Here is a 15,568-nt window from a genome sequence, read left to right as displayed (position 1 = left end):
CAAGTTATTTAGACTGACTGACAAAGCTAGCGCGCAAGCTTTTATATTCTTCAGCTGTAGCTTGACCACCAATTACACTCGGACCAGAGCTACGAGCTTGCACATAGAGATAGTAGCGCTGCTTTTTTCGCGTCTTATTTTTCGGAATTGAAACTCGAGCAGTATAACGGTTAGTCGTCCCTGGGACTAAAGTCATTGGGACGGTTTTACGCCACTTACTTGGTTTCCGCTCAACAAAAAGATTAACACTCGTCAGTGGATTATTGTCACTGACATCGACCGATACCGTAACTCGCTTACCCTTCTTCGAAACACTTTTCGGACTGATCACTAAATTAGAAATTGCTATATCGCGCGGTATCGCAGGAGGAGTTTTAGTTTGATACTGGCCTCCTAGAATTGGCACTGAAGCATAGGCGCGGCGAGTATTTGTCCCGTCGCTAACAACTGCATAGACATAAACAGCTGTATTTGCTGCAATCGAAGACATATTCCAAACATGCGAATGATTGCCCGGTGCAATTCCACTGAGGGTCGTAATCAGTGTTCCGTTATAACCCACATTATCTAAATCATAATACAAACTAACGTCTACAGTAGCGCTATCGCTATCTGCTACTGAAAACTCTAAATCGATATTACCACTCGAGTCTGGCCTTGGATCAGCAGTTAAGCGGAAATAGTCAAGATAAAACCATGTGGGGAGCACAGTCTCGAGGGGATCAAATCTTAAGTGATATAGCCAAGGATTATCTGTGAACTTTTTATTATACTCATGAGTTAAAGGATCATGCAGATCGAAAACATACGTATGCCAGCCCTCATAAATTGGATGGTCATCAGTATGTCCAACGGAATTCCAAAATGATGAAAAATGCCGGGGATCTTCTTCGTCACCTGTCCACCAGACTACGCGGCCGACCCAGCCATCTCGAACTTTATCAGAGATTGTCGGAAATTGGCTATCATCAACAGCTAAGCGATAGCTGACATAACGATATTTACTGGTATCAATTGGCTTATCCAGCGGTATCCTAAAATGTGTTTGTACGTCCGTATGCAGACTTCCGGACAGAGGCGAGTTTGCAACTGCCTGAAAAATTCCTGCATTGAAAGATTCAGAAGAAAATTGACGCCATTGTGTCGGCCAACTTAAATCTAAATTTGGTAAGTCAGTAGTCTGATCCATATCCCAAGGATCACCTAACTCGGTCGTTGCATAATCATCCCCTGAAACCATTGAAGGAGCTGAAAAAACTACCTCCGGCGCCTTACTGACTCTCAAACGTGGCGTGTATTCAGAACGTGCATACTGTGAACTAGGATCACCGGCCACGTGTCCGCTAACATAAAAGTAATAATCTCCGGGAGGCAGCATTGCCGTCGGGAAAGTCCAAGATCCTGGATTAGATCCATTGGTAAAGCGCTTAATTGGCGTTCCATCAAAACCAGAATTGTTAGTGTCGACGTAAATCGTAATTACAGCATTGCTTTGATTGACCCCTGTAGTGCTCCACGTAATGGTATGGTTTGGAGCAGAAGTTGGATCAACCAACCTCACCCAATCATATTGAGCTTGAGATCCAACAGCGCCAACAATTGACGGATCCAATCGCAATGAAATGATACTGCCGCTCCAAGAGCCGCTGTAGGCAGCGAATTGTCCCCCATTCGCGGACATATCAAATGAATAAACCTCCCAAGGTTCTCGAGCAAAAGCCCCGGCACCATGATAGTACCCATCATATTGGCCAGCTAAATTGGAACCATTTGGCCAACCTCCTGGGAGATTTGGATCGTTATTCCAATATATAAAATAACTTGAGCGAGAATTGTGATTCACTCTGTAACTAAGCAGCGTATACTTTGCAGCATTAATTGGATTATTATAGCCAAGCGCAGGTAAAGACCGATCTCCCGGTAGCACATCAGGCTTTAGTCCTTCACGGAATCCCTGAAAGAGCGGGAATACGTATGCCCCTGACGCTGCATTAATGCCTGACCAAACACCACCACTAACACTAACCGTAGGACCATTATAACCTTCTTCCCAACCGATATCTCGGCGCTCGTTAAAATCCCATGGATTCTCTAATTCTATAGATGCAAAATCATCACCTTCAATCACTTCAGTGTCAGCTAAAGGGGCAGTAATAGAGAGGCTATCTGCAAGGGCATTGCTGCTTGGCAGAAAACTAATTGCTAATATGCAAAATAAAAACTTAAATCTGAGAGAATTTTTTAGATTATTCATAGTGCGCAGTTCATCTTAATTATCGACTAAGTTCTTAGTTTTCTTTATATTTCCACTTCAACCTTAAGAATAATGATATATTTCAGCGAGTTAGCATGCTCAAGCAAAAAGCCCTCAAAGCTAGATCTGAAATCATAATGTTAGCGTTCTCTGGCAATCAAACTTACGTCTAAATTTACGGTTCTTCATTAGAATTTCCACTTTATACTGTCCCGTAGGAACTTGATTTCTGTCGATTACGGCAAAGTAACCAGTATTTAAAAGATTTGGATTACTAGATGTTAATCGATTTGCGAAGTTAATTCGACTTTGCGTCGTAAAGGCAAGCTGACTGTCCGCGCTCTTTAAAATTACGAAATAGTTATTACGCATTCGACTCACATCTGGGGGATAAAATGTCCCATTAATAATCAAATGCCGAGGAGTAGCAATTAAATGGGCACACACGCCAGTTTTCCCATAGCGCGTTTTCTTTTCAGAAAGACTTACAGGATTAGCAAGTGAAATCTCAGGCTTGGCAGTCGATAAATCAAAATATTTATTCCTGGACTCAGCTATAATCTGCTCGGCCACTCCTTTGAATGGATAATTCAAACCTTCTTCGCTGAGAGCATATCGTGTTAGACTATCACTGGCTCGCTGTTGACTGTAATCATAGCCGTGTCTCCAAAGATCATAATGTGACCAATAGCAACTCAACGCTAGCAGCAACGTCGCTGGCAGTAGCAAATTAGAAATTTTCGCTTGCCTGATTAGATTGAGGATTAACACGCCCCCAACAGCAAATGACGGCAAAGCGTAGCGAGATTGAATAACCACAGCTTGAGAATCGTAATTACCTCGGGCAAGTAAATTCAAAGCTGCCGTTCCAACTAAAAAACAAAAAAACAAAAACGCAGCGCGCTGCCGACTAAAGGCTGAAAATATACCTAAGAGGATAATTACTATCCCGAACCATATGCCAAACTGGAGCGATTCTGAGGCAAATCCGTTACCAATAAAACCTAAAAAATAGTCATACTTCGATAAAAACACGCTCAGGTCTAACTCCTGCTTTCGACTCAAACTCTGCAGTGCAAGATATTGAAGATAAGTAAAAAAAGTCGTCGGAATTAACCAGAGTGCTAAAATTCTCCATCTGCGTTGCAAAAAAAATTCCAAGCAACAAATAAAAAATACGATAAATCCATTGGCTAATGTCATTGCGGCAAGTATCGCAGGCCAAAGTGCGCTGACCCAGCGATTACAGAAGGTAATTAAGTAGAATGAAAGAAATGCGCAAAATAAACTAGGAATACCAGTCAGAGCCGCTGTCGCCCATAAATGATTATCGTAATTCTTTGTGTTTAAGACAAAAAGCAATAAGAGTAAATATGCGTAAATCCGCTCCCTCAAATTGCAGAAAAATTTTACGGCAACAAAGTATTGAAAGCAAACCAGTAAGAGTAACCCTATACAGGTAAGCATCATAAAATTGACTTGCCCGAAGAGTGCGCAATAAGAAATCACAATCAATCGCAATGCTAGCACCCTGTGTTCGTTATGTGGGCCAAATAAAATAGATAAAACCTGATCAAACGATTGACTTGCATTGAGGCGAGTCAATAAGTCTATGACTGAATTAAAATCGTCATCGCGGGGCAGATTGTTAATATTTTCAAAGATTAACCGGAAGGAATGCGCTAGCGCGACAAGAGCTAGGCTAATCAAGATCAAGTCAGCAGTAAACCGGAAAACGCGCCAAACATTAAATTGTGTGGCGCAGCGCTGCATGAGCTTTAATTCAAACCTATCTTAAGCATGCCCGTGAGCTTCATGCGCAGCTTGAGCATGACTGCCTTGCGTTAAATATAAATCACCAAACGGAATCAACGGCACTCGGGAAAGAAACCGAATTTGCAATAACAATAATGCCGCCATAAAACCGAAAGTAATTAACACTTGGTGGACACTAAGCGGTATGATGTCCGGATAGTGAAAGGGCACAATCAATAAATAAATCTGCAGCCATTGACCAAAAAGCACAATCACGCCAGTTGCCAGTAAAAGCTGAGGCACCTGCTTAAGATCGCGACTAAGCCCAAGTAAAAATGGAATGATAAAACTACAGCCCAAGACCAGCCAGGCTAAGCCGTGCCAAGGCTCTTCACGTAATCGCACAATCACCCAATGCGTTTCTTCTGGGATATTCCCATACCAAATCGTCAAATAGTGACTCCAAAACATATACGCCCAGAAAATACCAAAACCAAAAAGAAGCTTGCCTAGGTCGTGTAGGGTGCGGCGCTCAATCTTCTTGCGAAAAATTGGATGCCAATCCCGAGCGAGATTTTGACAAACCGCCTGCCAAGCAACCGCTGAGTAGACTGCGCTCATAAAGATCAGCGCGCCAAAAAGAGTTGAATACCAATGCGGGTCAACCGACATTACAACATCAAATGCTACAACTGAGATACAGAGTGCATAAAAAATAACCACGACTGGACTCGAATAGCTCATTTTCTCTTCCACTGTAGCAAGTGCCTGAGTATCCGTTCCCAGCGCGTAATGATTAAGCTTGCCGTCAAACCAACGTGAAAGCGCATCCTTATTAATCCCCGTAATACCTGAACGCACGCTGACGATATCGCGCGCAACTGATAATTTAACAATGCGCCAGACCAACCAGGCAATTAAAAGCGCTGCAACAGTAACCCTCGTAAACAGAAAGTCTTCATCAAGCCACATACCACGCCCATTATGAGCACTCGGATCATGGGCCCAACCAAACAAATGTTCGTAACCAAAGCGCAAGGCAACAAGCGGAATGACAAACCAAAAAACAGCTGCTGAAGTTGATTCAAAAAGCCTACGGATTGGACGTGACCACTGTGAATTTGAAATATGAAAAACCGCAGAAAATCCAGCTGAAGCAATCGCTAAGTCAAACCAAAACACCGCATTTACATGCAGACAAAGCCAGGTAGTGTCCACAAGTGTTTCGTCCATCAATCCAAAACCAAGTGACAAAATGCCAGCAATTAAAAATGCCCAGAGCATGCCCTTTTCAATTGAGCGCACCCTGATCGGCTCTTGAGCAAGAATTTCTGGAACGTCTTTTAAATCAACAGATGATAGCGAGTGTGACATAAGGTTATCTTCTAATTTTGCGCTGCGATTAAATCTTGATGCTGTCCTTGGATATAACGAACATAATTTACAAGATCCCAATGGTCTTGTTCGGTAAGTTTATAACCGTAACGCGGCATATTATTTAGACCAGCATGGATTACAGAATATATCCATCCATCCGTGCGGCTCTTATAAAGATCTAACTTAAGTGAGGGTGCTTTAACTTGTGGGCCAACTACACTATTGCCATCACCCTGAAGACCATGACAGGTGGCACAGTTTGAATTCCATAAACGGCGGGCACGCCACAGCGATGCACGCGTCGGAGTGCTGGGGTTTTTTAAATTCTTTCCAGCATCTTCATGTGACAGCGTAAACGGCTTTGCGCCTAAAGGAATTGTTCCCTTAACAGGAGAGCGAGCCATTTCTGAAGTTTTATAAGACTGCTGATGATTTAAATCTGTATCCCAAGGCAAGGCGTAGGCAGATTGGGCAAGCGCAATATATAATACAGTGATCATATATATTTTGGAGATCCTTGGACTTCGCCGCGCTCCGCTCAGGATGACATAGATTGACAGTGCCAAACCATCTTTTAGATTTATACTATCGGACATATTCACTCTCCACCTTCTCTGCTCCAAAACTGCGAAACTCAGATTCAATTCCAGGAGCTTGGTCTTTAGCAACGCGAACAACTAAGCCAAAAATGTCCTTGCTAAAATTTGGGCGGTATCCGGGACTACTAAAAATGTGCGGAATTCTAGAATTATGTAGCATGCCAATTAATGTAAAAATTGCCCCAAGTAAAATCGTACACTCAAACCCAATCACAACAAACGATGGGATTGAGACTAATGGCTTAGCACTTACACGCAGCGGATAATCTAAAGACATCCAGCAGGTCATTAAAAAAGCTCCGGAAAGTCCAGTAAGTGCGCCCAAGAGAGTAAAGCGCCTGACGGGGCTGCGCTTTTTTCCATAATACAGTTCTTCTTCTAAATCATGATTAGGGACAGGTGAATAAAGCACCGTCTTAGGCACTAATCCGTGATTACGGAGAGAAATGATTGCCTTGCGAGCATCATCAACAAACTTAAAATGGCCAACTACTACGTAATCTGTAGACATAAGATCCTCTATACCTGCAACCTAGTGCGCCTTGCGCATAGGCACTTCACTAATTTCTTTAATTTCAGTCAAAGCCATTGAAGGAAAAAACTTCACGAAGATAACAATAAAGGTGAAGAACCAACCAAACGCACCAATTGTAATACCAATATCTGTCCATGACAGATGATATTCACCCCAAGCGTAAGGGATGTATTCTCGTGCAAGTGACTGCAAGATAATATTAAATCGCTCAAACCACATGCCGATGTTGATAAAAATCGAACAGATAAATAGCCAAGTTAAATTTGTGCGCCACTTCTTGACCCATAGACTTAGCGGAATGATACAGTTACACGTTACCATCATCCAAAAGGCAAAGGCATAATAGCCAAACGGTCTAAACCAAAATTGGTAGCGTTCATAAGGATTATTGCTATACCAGGCGATGAAAAACTCAATGCCGTATGCATATGTAACAATCCCCGAAGTAAACATGATCAGCTGTGCCATTTTCTCGTAGTGCCACATCGTCAAATAGGCTTCGAGGTTGAAAATCTTACGCATTGGAATTGTAATGGTAATTACCATCGCCAACCCCGAGAAAATCGCTCCAGCTACGAAATACGGAGGGAAAATCGTGGTATGCCAGCCCGGCACGTTTGACATCGCGAAATCCCAAGATACGACAGAATGCACTGAGAGTACGAGTGGGGTTGCAAGCGCCGCAAAGAATCCATAGGCAGCAGTATAATGACGCCATTGATTGTTCGAACCATTCCAACCAAGTGCGCAGACAGTGTAGAGCATTTTTCTCACCCCAGTAGAGCGATCTCGCGCAGCGGCGATATCTGGGATTAGTCCAATGATAAAAAATAACACGCTGACTGTTAGATATGTACTGACCGCAAATACGTCCCAAAGCAGTGGCGACTTGAAGTTAACCCACAGGTAGCGTTGGTTTGGCACTGGCAATAGCCAGTAGAAATTCCAAGGACGTCCCATGTGAATAATTGGGAAAAGCCCAGCAGTCGCAACCGCAAAAACAGTCATTGCTTCAGCAATACGATAAATCGGCATACGCCACTTGGCGCGAAACAGGAACAACACCGCAGAAATCAGCGTTCCCGAGTGCGCAATACCAACCCAAAAAACGAAGTTAGTGATGTATGCACCCCACATGATCGGGTGCATTTTTCCGGAATTACCAATACCTTCAAGAATCTGTCTAATCCAAGAGTACGCACCAACTGAAAGAACCGAAACAGTTAAAAACACCAATAAGTACCAACCCACAGTTGGAGGTTGAAGAGTTTTAAGAATATCCTCATCGATTCTAGAGTATGTCAGTTTCTCGCCATCGTGCTTAGACATGATAAAATACTTCCTGAATTAAATTTCTTGCTCGACAACAACGCGCTTCAAGTATGTGACAGCAGGTTGAGTGTTAATCTGCGCATCTAAAACTCTATATCCCGAAGACGAAGCAGAGAGCTCTGCAACCCTACTTTTCCGATCAAGGAGATTGCCAAAAGTTATCGCTTGTGTCGGACAACTCGAAGCACAAGCCGGCTGAATTTCACCATCTTGAACGTGTCGCCCTAAATCCTTGGCATTGTTTTCTGCTTCTTTAATACGCTGCACGCAGAAAGAGCACTTTTCCATGATTCCGACTTCGCGGATTGTAACATCAGGATTTAACTGCCAAGTCAGTGGTTCAGGCCAGCTATACTTAAAGAAGTTAAAACGACGCACCTTGTAGCTGCAGTTATTAGAACAATAACGAGTTCCCACGCAGCGGTTATAAACCATCGTGTTCAGGCCTTCTTCATTGTGATACGTAGCGTAGACAGGACAAACTGGTTCACAAGGGGCGTTACCGCAATGTTGACACATCATCGGCATAAAACCCGTAACAGGTCGATGTTCTGGGCCATCTAAATAGCGTTCGATACGAATCCATGACATTTCACGGCCGGAGCGACATAGTTCACGGCCAACAACTGGAATATTATTTTCAGAGTAGCAGGCTACAACGCAGGCCGAACAACCAGTACACTTAGATAGGTCGATACTCATCGCCCAGCGGTAGAGCGGATGTTCCATTTGCGTATACATCTGCGGCCGAGTTTCCATGTCTTCAAAACCATGATGCCCGCCACTATGCGCCGCACCATGACTGTCATGACCATGCGCTCCCGCGCCATGTTCATCCTTGCCAAGATCAACAGTTGTGACGTCTTGACGAATTAACTCGCGGCCGTGCTGAGAATCACTGCCACTCATCGTGACAAGTTCATCCTTCCATTTGACTTTTGAAATTTCTAAACCACTGACTAGTAATTCGACGCCAAGTGATGTGCTTGAAGCCTTACTGAGTTTAAATGCATTTGCACCAATTCCCGCAGCAAAGCGGCCGAAGGCCTCATGACCTTGACCAATCGGCATTGCCACAAGATTTGGATGAATGTGCTGCGTTAAATAAACTGGGGCTTCAACAGATTCGTTGCCAAGCTTAACCTGAGCGACATCCCCTTTAGCGAGGCCGTGACGCTCTGCAAGTTGCGGATGCATTTCAATCCAACTTCCCCAGACTGCAGTTGTTGTTGGATAGGGCAATTCTTGCAACCAGGCTCGGTTTGCCGTAGCTCCGTCAGTAGATAAAAGTGTCGGGAAGGCAAGAAACCTTAGGCCGCCTAGCTCACTCTCTACTTTTTCGAAGCTGATTTGCTTCAACTCAGGTGTTAAGCCAGAGTGATTGATCTTAGAAAAATCTCCACCTTGCTCAATTGCCCGATTAAAAGTCGCACCTTCGAGGCCAGCACGCTGTTTCCACTGTGCCTTAATGTACTCATAAAAACTCGTAGCACCGCCGGCAAAAAACTCTGTCGCACTTGCGCCTGCTGGTGCCTTAGTCTGACTACCCCAAGCTAGCATTGTATCGCCGAATGATTGCGTCTGATAGAGCGGCTGCATTGCTGGCTGATTCAGATTCCACCCGCCATTTGAAATCTCGCTGTCTTGCCAAGACTCAAAATTTGTACTGAGCGGTAAAATTAAATTTGCCAGTGCTGCAGTTTCATCAATGTTTTTTGCAAAAGCAACAATTGACTTGACTTTATTCAGCGCGACGCGAACCGGGTGAGCGTTGGGTAATGTGTAGTGCGGGTTGATTCCGTAAGTAACTACCAAACCAATTGCCGGCTTTGCTTTAGAAATTTCTGATTTAAACCAGTCCTGCCCTGAAGTAGTGGACTTGCCTTGCTCGATCAGCACGCTACGACCAATGTTACCAAGCATTGTATTTAAATAAATTGCCCCAAGCGCGGCTTGAGATTCAGAACCGCTCTGAACGCTTGCACCCCCGGCCACGACCAATGAAGACTTAGCTGTGCTTAGTCGTTTAGCAAGTGACTTGATTGTTCCGGCTTTAATTCCAGCTTGCAACTCAACATGCTCAATCTCTACGCCAGCAGCAAAAGACTTAATCTGCGCAGAAGCGCTTTTGCCTTGAGCGATCAGCGCTGCAATTAAGGCCTTAATAATTAAGAGTTCTGAACCTGGATTATTTGTAACCCAATAGTCAGCGTTACTTGCAGTCAAGGATAGACGGGGCTCAAAATGAATGAAAAAACTTGGATGCGAGTGACCAGAATTATTACGACGTGAAGCCCATTGGCGCGAGAACTCGACTGGAGAAACCCAAGTCTCCAGGAAATCTGCCCCGAAATTAACAATCAAATCGGCCTTTGAGAAATCAAAGTGCGTGCGGTAGCCGGTTCCGTATGCAGCTTCAGCAGCTTCCTCGAGGTAACTATGCGCAGTAGTCTCAAAAACTACGTGCTTGAAATTTGCATTGCGTTGGATAAATTCATTAACAATTGAAAGTTCTGATCCACTCAAGGCTTTGGTTAAAAGCACTCCAGGATTAGTCGGACTTAGATCTGCCGAAAGTGAATTGAGGTTTTCAATTGCTTCCTTCCAAGAGACCGACTTAAACGCACCATTCAACTCTCGACGCAGCGGTTCACGAACACGATCTGGATCATAGAGTGTCTGTAATGAAGATTGGCCTCGCGCGCAGAGTCCACCTTGATTCACCGGATGCGCCGGGTTTCCTTCCACTTTAACAACACGCCCCTCGCGGACACGTACAAGCATTCCGCAGCCGGAACTGCATTCCTCACATGTTCCCGCATACCAAGTGGCTTTACCAGGGATGACCTCATCGGGAGCAACGACGTAAGGAATAATTTTTTGGACCGGATCGTCCGTACACCCGACTGCAGCAGCTCCAGTTGTCGCCCCGATAACTTTTAAAAATTCTCTTCGATTAAATCCGCGCTTGCTTGACATAATTCCTATGGTAATCAGTCTATACCCGTTGCCAATAGTTTCTTCGGTTAACGAAACTTTCGTCAACGGGTATTCATTTATTTTGTCCAGTAAAATTAATTTACCGGACGATTAGACTGAGTGCCTAGAATACTGCTTAAACGACAGCTCTTTTAGCACTCAGTCTAATAGTGACAAGTTGCACAGTCAATGCTTGCACCTTGATCACGATGACAACTTACACAAAACCCCATTTTCATTGAGGACACTTTCTCAACTTGATCCATTTCCTGAACCAACCCGTGACAATTTTGACAACCTACGCCACTTTTAATGTGTCGTTCGTGATTAAAACGCGCGTGGTCCTGTAGCTTATGCACCTTGATCCATGGCACTGGTAAGCCTTTGTTGTGATATTCTGTGAGTTTTTTAATTTCGGGAGATTCGGTTTTAACGAGCTTATGACATCCCATGCACAGCTCGCTCGGCGGAATTGTAGAAGCGCTAGATTTAGTAACTCCGTAGTGGCAGTACTGACACTCCATTTTATTCTTACCGACGTGAATCCAATGGCTGAATTTTACCGGCTGCTCTGGGGCATAGCCGCGTGGATTCCAGTCAAAGATACCTAATTCAGGCAAATCCCATTCGATTGCTTTGCCATCTTTCCAAAGTCCGCTTTTGATATTTGGCGAGTTGTTCTGTCCGTTTCCAGCACGAGCTCCTGATGCATACATCAAGAAAGCTGCAACTATAGTTACACTAACAACAAGCCCGAAAAGTCGAGTAAAGTTTTTGCGCATGAATCCAATCTAAAAAACAGGCTACGTAAGCAGCCAATAAATTTAAGCAAATGGCGCTAACTACTTAAAAAGCTTCTAGTATTAGCTGCCAAGACTCGTTGGATCTATTAACGTAAGTAAAAAAGATTGTCACCAAACAATCATTAATTTTTTTTGACTCAAACAAACATTTCCCTACTAGCGAGCTACGAAAACTTGTTTTTACTTTTTGCTTGATTTTGCTGGCTTTAGCCAGTGCTCGCATTTCTTATCCGGGCTGAGCTTGCTGTTCACGACTGGTACTGACAAATAGTAAAGAATGAAAGATCGTTTAAAACAGCTTCTTGCTTCATCGCTTGCCTCATCTGGACAGATCGATCAGCCGACAGCTTATCGATTACTGGAGAAACCAAAACAAGATTCACATGGCGACCTTGCTTTCCCCTGCTTTGAAATTGCAAAACGCTTGAAGAAAAATCCAAAGGATCTAGCTATTGAATTGGCAAGTAATCTTACTTTGCCTGCTGGATTTGATCACGCTCAAGCAGTTGGTCCGTTTGTAAATTTTCATTTTACTCGCGAGATTTTCATTCGAGACACATTAGAAAATATTCTCAGTGAAAAATTCTCGAAAAACGCTCAAAGCGAAAAAGTTGTCCTCGAATATAGTAGTCCAAACATCGCCAAGCCATTTCATGTTGGGCATTTGCGCGCCACTTTAATCGGCAACGTCCTTGATAAAGTTTATCGTTTCCTCGGCTATCAAGTCGTCAGCGTTAACCATCTCGGCGATTGGGGCACGCAGTTCGGTTTTGTTTGGGCCGGATGCGAACTCTGGGGCAAGCCACAAGATCCAACCGTAGAAGCGCTAGTTGAGCTTTACAAACGTGCCACGACCTTAAAAGACAATCAGGAAAACAACACCGTTTCCGAATCAGACCAAAAATTCCCGGAAATTAACACACTGGCGCGAAAGTATTTCGTAGATCTCGAACAGGGTGAGGCTTATGCAGTTGAATTTTGGCAATGGTGCCTAGCGATTTCACTCCAATACTTTAAGCAAACCTATGCTCGACTTGGCATTAGTTTCGATCACTACACTGGTGAGTCTTTTTACTCCGACAAACTAGACTCAGTAAAAGAAACGCTAAATGCCGCCAAAATCCTTAAGGAGTCAGAAGGCGCTTTTGGAGTTGATTTGGGTGAAAAACTTGGATTTGCAAGAGTCTACACCGCTGATGGTCGCTCTTTATATTTGACTCGCGATCTTGCCACAGCTGAATACCGCGCCAAGGAATTTAAGTTTGACCGCTCAATTTATGTAGTCGGCGCACCGCAGACCTTACACTTCCAGCAGATTATTGAAATCCTCAAACGTCTTGGCAGATCATACGCCGAGAAAATCACGCACGTGCCTTTTGGTCTTGTGCTTGGAGTTAAAACACGCGGAGCTGGTGACACGATTGAGCTCAACGAACTATTAGACGAAGCCCAAAGTCGCGCACTTAAGGCCTACCATGATCAAGTCAGCAAGCGCCCAGATGGTCTAGACGAGCATGTCGTAGCCTGGGGCGTTGGCGTGAGTGCACTTATTTTTGGCATGCTTTCAAAAAGCAGAATCAAAGATGTGCAATTTAATTGGGATCAAGCCTTACAGTTCCAGGGCGATACTGGACCATATGTGCTTTACGCTTGCGCTCGCGTGACTGGCATTAAAGAAAAAGTGACAATTGATATTGCTGGAGCAGTAAAAGCTCAGTTCTTAGTCGATGATACCGCTTATAGCCTAGCTAAGCTTTTGGCTGATTTTATTCCAACATTAAGACTAGTCACGATAGAACACGAGCCGGCGATTCTTGCAAATTACTTGCTTGACGTGGCACATGCTTTTTCTAAGGCCTACTTGGAGCTTAAAGTCTTAGGGGTAGACGCTGAGACTGCGAAAGCCCGCTTGCAGCTATTCGAAGCCACAGCAAAAGTCCTAACCCAAGGTCTTGAACTAATGGGCATGGTGCCCCTTCAGCGTATGTAAAAAAGATAAAGCAATCGGACACTTATTTGCGAGTCCTCATCTCTATCAATAATTCTGTCGATACTAAAGGAGTGAAGTATACAAACTACGTCTTATTGCTAAGCTATCTGTGCCTATCAATACATCACGACTGCTTAGCGCAAAGCTTAGAGACGATAAATTATGCAATCGGTTCTCCGACAGTAGTTGACTACTTTGTAGATCCGCTTGCCGGCAATGATGGCAATGCCGGGACAAACCAAAATCAAGCATTTAAAACTTTGACGCGGGCTTGGAATCTGATCCCGATCAACCAAACACTCTCAACAGGGTTTCGGATCAATCTATTACCTGGCGTGCTGACTGAATCTGAATTGCCTAATTATCTCGAATCAAGGCATGGCACATATACGGCACCGATCATAATCCGCGCCTTGCATGGTCGAGGTTCAGTGACTTTAGGAGGAGATTTAAATGTCTTTGATACGCGTTATTTATATTTAATAGACCTGATCATCAATCCTCAACCGGCCGGGGACGCGCTACACTTTGAGCGCTGTGACCATATCTTAATTAAAAACTGCGAACTAAATGGCGGCGAGCAAATTGCCCACGAAGCACTAAAAGTAAATCAGTCTCAGTATATCTATATTGAAGATTCAAGTATTCACGGCGCTTACGACAATGCAATTGATTTCGTAGCAGTGCAATACGGTCACGTGTTGCGTAATAAAATTCATAACGCCCAAGACTGGTGTATCTACGCAAAAGGCGGATCGGCATACATTCGAGTCGAAGCAAATGAAATATATAATTGTGGCACAGGAGGCTTTACTGCTGGGCAAGGCACGGGCTTCGAATTTATGACTTCGCCGTGGCTCCACTACGAAGCCTATGACATTAAAGTCATAAATAATATAATTCACGACACACAAGGAGCTGGGCTGGGTGTAAATGGTGGCTATAACATTTTGCTCGCCCATAATACGCTTTTTCGCGTGGGCAGTCGCTCTCATACAATTGAAGTAGTCTTTGGTGGAAGATCTTGCGATGGCAATCGTAGCACTTGCCAAGCACACTTAGATTCAGGTGGCTGGGGAACTGCAACTATCGACGGCGGGGAAACTTATGCAAACATCGGCAATAAAAATGTTTTGATCTATAACAATATCATCTTTAATCCTGCAGACCATCCAGGAGCAGCTGAACACTTTGCGATCTATGGACCGCGAAGCGCGCTACCGGGAAGTAATGTTCCTGGACCGGTCAGTAGCGACGAAAATCTGCAAATCAAAGGAAATTTAATTTACAATCTACCCGGCACTGCTAGTTTAGGTATTGGAGAAACTAGTGGCTGTCAGCCCACAAATCCTAGTTGCAATCAATCCCAATTAGTTAGTGAGAATACAATTAGCACGACAATCCCGGAATTCATAAACGCTATGAGTGGCGATTTTAGGCCTACCTTGGGCAGCAATTTACTCGAGGTCGCAACATTTTTAATCCCAAACTTCCCTGGTGGTGACCGTGTTGCTGCACCGCTAGCTCCTGAAGGTAATCTTATGAACCATTTTACGCGTGATCTTTCGCTAGCAACACGTTCACTACCAGGCACTCCTGGTGCTTATGAGTCAGGAAATTCTGAATTAGTCCCTCCAGGTGGCCAAGACGACCCACCTTTCTTAGATTTGGCACCGGTAATTTCAAGAGCAAAATGTTCTCCAAAAATCTTGCGTAGAAATCGCACGATTCTTTGTGAGGTGCACGTTAGCGATGATCATGGCATAGCACGAGTGACGATTACAACACCACGGTCGACTTATCGACTCAAGCGCAGCGGCAGTATTTATAAGACAAAGATCAGACTGAGAAAAAAAGGTAAATATAACTTTACGGCACGAGTCGTAGATAGCGGCGGAAATCAATCACAACGATCAATCGGCAGAATCACTGTGAAATAATTTG

10 protein-coding genes are annotated in these 15,568 nt (G+C 44.1%); 2 read left to right on the top strand and 8 right to left on the bottom strand.

Annotation, left to right across the window (positions count from 1 at the left end):
* Positions 1-4 precede the first annotated feature (4 nt).
* The 8 genes from JNK13_03465 to JNK13_03430 form a co-directional block, all read right to left on the bottom strand.
* On the bottom strand, positions 5-2,254 hold the full coding sequence (locus JNK13_03465; GenBank protein ID MBL7661792.1) for a hypothetical protein: 2,250 nt from the start codon (positions 2,252-2,254) through the stop codon (positions 5-7).
* A 132-nt stretch (positions 2,255-2,386) separates the two neighbouring features.
* Positions 2,387-4,027 carry a hypothetical protein gene (locus JNK13_03460; GenBank protein ID MBL7661791.1) on the bottom strand — a complete coding sequence of 547 codons (1,641 nt, stop codon included), beginning with the start codon at positions 4,025-4,027 and terminating at the stop codon, positions 2,387-2,389.
* A gap of 21 nt (positions 4,028-4,048) precedes the next feature.
* Positions 4,049-5,383: a hypothetical protein gene (locus JNK13_03455; protein ID MBL7661790.1), complete on the bottom strand. Its 1,335-nt coding sequence runs from the start codon at positions 5,381-5,383 to the stop codon at positions 4,049-4,051.
* Positions 5,384-5,394: 11 nt separating this feature from the next.
* Positions 5,395-5,982: a cytochrome c gene (locus JNK13_03450; protein ID MBL7661789.1), complete on the bottom strand. Its 588-nt coding sequence runs from the start codon at positions 5,980-5,982 to the stop codon at positions 5,395-5,397.
* Positions 5,972-6,496 carry a DUF3341 domain-containing protein gene (locus JNK13_03445; GenBank protein MBL7661788.1) on the bottom strand — a complete coding sequence of 175 codons (525 nt, stop codon included), beginning with the start codon at positions 6,494-6,496 and terminating at the stop codon, positions 5,972-5,974. The genes JNK13_03450 and JNK13_03445 overlap by 11 nt, the downstream gene beginning before the upstream one ends.
* Before the next feature lie 21 nt (positions 6,497-6,517).
* Positions 6,518-7,849 carry a polysulfide reductase NrfD gene (nrfD, locus tag JNK13_03440; GenBank protein ID MBL7661787.1) on the bottom strand — a complete coding sequence of 444 codons (1,332 nt, stop codon included), beginning with the start codon at positions 7,847-7,849 and terminating at the stop codon, positions 6,518-6,520.
* 18 nt (positions 7,850-7,867) lie between these two features.
* Positions 7,868-10,831 (bottom strand): 4Fe-4S dicluster domain-containing protein, encoded by a 2,964-nt coding sequence (locus JNK13_03435; GenBank protein MBL7661786.1) that lies wholly within the window; start codon positions 10,829-10,831, stop codon positions 7,868-7,870.
* 164 nt (positions 10,832-10,995) lie between these two features.
* On the bottom strand, positions 10,996-11,613 hold the full coding sequence (locus JNK13_03430) for a cytochrome c3 family protein (GenBank protein MBL7661785.1): 618 nt from the start codon (positions 11,611-11,613) through the stop codon (positions 10,996-10,998).
* A gap of 298 nt (positions 11,614-11,911) precedes the next feature.
* Here JNK13_03430 and argS point away from each other — a divergent pair, with 298 nt between their 5' ends.
* Together argS and JNK13_03420 are read left to right on the top strand one after the other, a co-directional pair.
* Positions 11,912-13,624 (top strand): arginine--tRNA ligase, encoded by a 1,713-nt coding sequence (gene argS, locus JNK13_03425; GenBank protein MBL7661784.1) that lies wholly within the window; start codon positions 11,912-11,914, stop codon positions 13,622-13,624.
* Between the two features lie 71 nt (positions 13,625-13,695).
* The gene (locus tag JNK13_03420) at positions 13,696-15,564 is read left to right on the top strand and encodes a right-handed parallel beta-helix repeat-containing protein (GenBank protein MBL7661783.1); all 1,869 of its coding nucleotides are present in this window, start codon (positions 13,696-13,698) and stop codon (positions 15,562-15,564) included.
* Positions 15,565-15,568: the final 4 nt, after the last annotated feature.

The sequence above is a fragment of the bacterium genome, from assembly GCA_016786595.1.
Lineage (GTDB): Bacteria > Bdellovibrionota_C > UBA2361 > SZUA-149 > JAEUWB01 > JAEUWB01.
The sequence above is the reverse complement of the archived record's forward strand: the minus strand, read 5'-3'. Positions and strand labels throughout refer to the sequence as shown.